This is a genomic window from Planktothrix sp. FACHB-1355, assembly GCF_014748295.1.
GTDB classification, from domain to species: Bacteria; Cyanobacteriota; Cyanobacteriia; order Cyanobacteriales; family Aerosakkonemataceae; genus Aerosakkonema; species Aerosakkonema funiforme_A.
The window spans coordinates 1-3,508 of the sequence record NZ_JACJUP010000755.1; the positions used below are offsets into that span (position 1 = coordinate 1).

Below are 3,508 nucleotides of genomic sequence, written 5' to 3' on the forward strand. Positions count from 1 at the left end.
GGTTGGTTCGCCGTACCCGCTGCTTTATTAGCGGGATTGTGTTTGGGCTTAATTAACGGAGCGCTGATTGCCTATTTGGGTTTGCCTCCCTTCATCGTCACCTTGGGTTCCTACACGGGATTGCGAGGTGTTGCTTATTTAGTTGCCAATGGCACTACAGTTATTAATCGAAATCTCAATTTTGCTTGGATTGGCAACAATTATCTCGGCCCGATTCCGTGGCTGGTTATTATTGCTTTGCTAGCAATTGTAGCTAGTTGGTTTGTCTTAAGAAGGACTGTTTTTGGGCGGCATATTTACGCTGTTGGCGGTAACGCACGGGCAGCGAGATTGACGGGAATTAAAGTCAGTCGGGTGCTGTTACTTGTTTATGGCATCAGCGGGTTGCTTTCCGGTTTGGGCGGTATTATGAGCGCGTCGCGTCTCTACAGTGCGACGGGTATGTTGGGACAAGGCTACGAACTCGATGCGATCGCCGCCGTAATTTTGGGAGGAACGAGCTTCACCGGTGGAATTGGCACCATCTGGGGAACCTTATTGGGAGCTTTAATTATTGCTCTCCTCAACAATGGATTAACCTTGATGAACATATCATTTTTCTGGCAATTAGTTGTGAAAGGTTTGGTGATTATTATCGCCGTGACTATTGACAGACTTCGCACCCGTTCTAGTCATGCTTGATAAATTTTGAATTTCATCGCAAGTAGATTGTAGGTTGGGTTGAGCAGCAGCGAAACCCAACACTATGGAGCTGGTTAGTTTCCTAACTTACTACTTCTAGCCCCTTTTCCCTCTCCACTCTTCCCTAGCCCCTAGCCCCTATCCCCTAACCCCTTTTCCCTCTCCACTCTTCCCTAGCCCCTAGCCCCTATCCCCTAACCCCTAGATAAATCCTATTCAATGAGAGGAAATTATTTATGCAACTTAAGTATTGCTCTTACAGATTGCTAGCTTTTCTACTAGCATCACCTGTACTATTTCTACTAACGCCATCTGCCACTTTAGCTACACCTAAAGACGCCTTTGCACAAGTAACCTCTGTCTCTCAACTCTCCGATGTGCAACCCACGGACTGGGCATTTCAGGCACTGCAATCTCTGGTAGAACGCTACGGCTGCATCGAAGGTTATCCAGAACGCACATATAGAGGTAACCGTGCGATGACGCGATACGAATTTGCCGCCGGATTGAATGCTTGCCTCGATCGCATTAGGGAACTGATTGGGACAGGAACGACAAACTTAGTTACTCAGGAAGATTTAGCAACTTTGCAAAGGCTGCAAGCAGAATTTACAACTGAATTAGCGACATTGCGCGGTCGAGTAGATACTCTAGAAGCACGCACAGCACAATTAGAAGCGAATCAGTTTTCTGCAACGACTAAGTTAAATGCGGAAATTATCGTTGCCGTAACAGATACCTTTGGCGATCGCGTTGGTGGTGGTGGCGATCGCACTAACACCATTGTTGCCAATCGAGGTCGATTAAATCTGGAAACCAGCTTCACAGGTCGCGATTTGTTGAGAACCCGTCTGGAATTTGGCAACTTTGGCAATAATATTGCCGAACAAACGGGTACAAATATGACGCGATTGAACTTTGATGGTAATGAAAATAATGACGTTACCATTCCTCACTTGCTGTATATCACCCCAATTACTTCTAATCTCTCAGTTACTTTCGGTACAGTTGGTATCGGTTACACAGATATTACGAACACTCTCACTCCGCCTACGATCGCCAGTGATAGTTTGGGAATTCCCTCCAAGTTTGGAGAATACAGTCCCCTTTACCGTCGCGGCGGTGGCGGTGGTGCGATTAACTGGAATATCAGTAAAGATCTGATTTTAACTCTCGGCTATTTAGTACCTGATGTCAATATTCCCACCCCAAAAAATGGACTGTTCAACGGTTCCTACCACGCTCTAGCTCAGCTTGCCTATTATCGCGATTGGGGAGCAATTGGTGTAGCTTATTCCCGTTCTTATGCACCCGGAGGAGAAGTGGATCTCAGTGCAAGTACGGGCAGTTTTTTAGCTTCGGGGCCGTTTGGCGATAATATTGCTACATCCAGCGATTCTGTGGGTATACAAGGATTCTATCACTTTTCTCCACACTTTCAAGTTCATGGTTGGGGGGTTTATACTCGCGCCAATGCCGAAAGTTCTGGGATGAGCAACGTTTCTAATGGTAGGGGTAGTGCGGATGTGCTTAATGTCGATCGCGGTGCGAATGCCGATGTTTTGTATGGTGCGATCGGTTTCAGTTTCCCAGATGTAGGAGGTGAAGGCAACTTACCGGGAATTTTGGTAGGTTTGCCACCGCGAGTTACTAGCAGCGATGTGCGCGATGAGCCAGATACATCATATCACATTGAAGCTTTCTATCGCTTTCAGGTGAATGACAACATTTCTATTACTCCTGGATTTTGGGTTGTGATTAATCCTGAAAATGATAGTTACAACGACACGCAATGGGTCGGGTTAGTTCGGACTAGCTTTAATTTTTAAGAGGCTAGGGGTTAGGGGTTAGGGGTTAGGGGAAGAAGAGCGTCGAATTAAGGGTTTCAGGAATTAAGAACGTTCATTATCCCTTCTTCCCCTAGTCCCTAGCCCCGACGCCCTAGTCCCTAGCTATAAATGCGTTCATTAATCGATTGAATCCGATTCAGTTTGCTCGCCAGGGAAAAAATCTTTTTCCAGAATCAGATCCAGGTTGTAAGGGCATTCTTGAGGGAAACAACTAGAATCTAAAGAAGTTTCGCGCACTGCCAAAGAAAGCGCATCGCTGTAAATTTCAACCACAGCATCGTGCAAGTAAGGTTTTAAACTAGGGCTTTCTTTTATAAGTTCTTTAATTTGATAACGTTGTTCGTGGATAGTGTTCGACCAACTCTTAGAACGCTTACCTCTTTGATATTCCCACTTCAGCAGATGCCCTACTAAAACCCTTAAGCGATTCCTCAACTCCCTGCGGTCTTGTTTGCCCAAAGATTCAATCTCCTCAACTAAATTCGGAACATCTAAACTATCCCAGGCACCATCTCGCAAAAACTTTGCTTGCTCGACAGTCCAAGCATAGAAATCCGTTTCGTACAAATCGGAAGATTTAGAGACACCCAATTGAGTTGGGGTCATAGCTCTAGCCTCCTTACGCCGATTCTTCAACCTTGCCCACCCATACCAATTTTAGCTTTTTTTAGATGAGTGAGGTACAGAGAAACCCGGTTTGTTGAAAAAACCGGGTTTCTGGAAAATAGGAAAACTTAATCCTGAAATACCATGATTTGACCGGAATAACAAGCTACCCAAACTTCTCTTTTTTGCGGATCGTAAGTAATGCCGATCGGATTGGGAGCAACGCGAACTTTTTGCAGTACTTTCATATCGGAAGTGCGAATTTTACTGACAGAACTTTCGTTGTAGTTAACAACGTAAAGCACTTGTCCGTCATCTGATATAATCATACTGCGGGGAGCGGAACCCGAATAAACTTTACCTACTACTTT

General features: G+C 45.3%; 4 protein-coding genes. 2 read left to right on the forward strand and 2 right to left on the reverse strand.

Annotated features, from left to right (window positions below; all coding sequences use genetic code 11):
• Positions 1–681, forward strand: a 681-nt coding sequence (locus tag H6S82_RS24315; protein ID WP_191056837.1) for a ribose ABC transporter permease, incomplete at its 5' end; no start/stop codon positions are given.
• Between the two features lie 236 nt (positions 682–917).
• Positions 918–2,510 carry an iron uptake porin gene (locus tag H6S82_RS24320; protein ID WP_190461711.1) on the forward strand — a complete coding sequence of 531 codons (1,593 nt, stop codon included), beginning with the start codon at positions 918–920 and terminating at the stop codon, positions 2,508–2,510.
• A 138-nt stretch (positions 2,511–2,648) separates the two neighbouring features.
• Here the strand turns inward: H6S82_RS24320 and H6S82_RS24325 are convergent, their stop codons facing one another.
• Positions 2,649–3,137, reverse strand: coding sequence for a DUF29 domain-containing protein (locus H6S82_RS24325; protein WP_190461709.1), 489 nt, complete (start codon positions 3,135–3,137; stop codon positions 2,649–2,651).
• Between the two features lie 128 nt (positions 3,138–3,265).
• Positions 3,266–3,508 (reverse strand): beta-propeller fold lactonase family protein (locus H6S82_RS24330; protein ID WP_191056838.1); only part of this gene is annotated, 243 nt, incomplete at its 5' end.